This is a genomic window from Muriicola sp. Z0-33, from assembly GCF_026126425.1.
Lineage (GTDB): Bacteria > Bacteroidota > Bacteroidia > Flavobacteriales > Flavobacteriaceae > JAFMPW01.
In genome coordinates this window covers 1-777 of record NZ_JAFMPW010000038.1, presented here as the reverse complement: position 1 = coordinate 777, position 777 = coordinate 1, and the positions used below count along the sequence as shown (strand labels likewise).

1 protein-coding gene is annotated in these 777 nt (G+C 31.9%); it reads left to right on the top strand.

What is annotated here, in order from left to right; translation table 11 throughout:
• Window positions 1-689, top strand: a 689-nt coding sequence (locus tag J1G40_RS18260) for a DUF6090 family protein (RefSeq protein ID WP_265244102.1), incomplete at its 5' end; no start/stop codon positions are given.
• Between the last annotated feature and the right edge of the window lie 88 nt (window positions 690-777).

The following is a 777-nucleotide window of genomic DNA, read 5'->3' as shown; positions in this document are numbered from 1 at the left end:
AAAACAAAACCGGAAAGTATTTGAAATATGCGATTGGTGAAATTGCACTTGTTGTTATTGGAATTTTGATTGCGGTAAGTATTAATAATTGGAATGAAAATAGGATCAACTCCCTAAGTGAAAGTCTATTGCTAAAAGAAATTAATACTGAATTTAAATTCAATAAAGAAGAATTGGAAAGTACTGTTAGAGCTTATGTTCGTATTCGAGATCAGTGTAACTATTTACGAAAATCATTCCCTATAGTCCCAAGTGAAATAGATAAAGACTCTTTATCAAAAGCATTGAATCGGATTCGAAACCTTAGTTCTGCAGATCTTTCGATGGGATCTATTTCAACATTAATCAATACATCATCCTTTGAAATTATTTCAAATACAGAACTTCGATCGTTACTAATTCAGTGGGATGATTTAATATCTGATTATTTCGAAAGAGAGGAACATGCAATAAATTATACCCGACAAACCATAATTCCTTATTTGGCGAAAAGAATTCCACGGCCTTATATCAAGGCAATCGATGATGACCGCGTTGATTTATCCTTTGTAAGCTCGATAGAATTTGAGAATTTAATTAATGACCGACGCGGAGATGCAAATACTTTGTTAAATGTTGTAGAAAATGAAGATGATGAAATTCGAAAAGCCATAAATCGAATAATATTTCTAACCAATGGTATCAAGTAATAATATGATTAGAATATTTGGTGCCAAAGAGATAACGAAAGGCTAACAACGTGTATAGTTCATAGTGTTTAAGGATTGTTCGGGATAT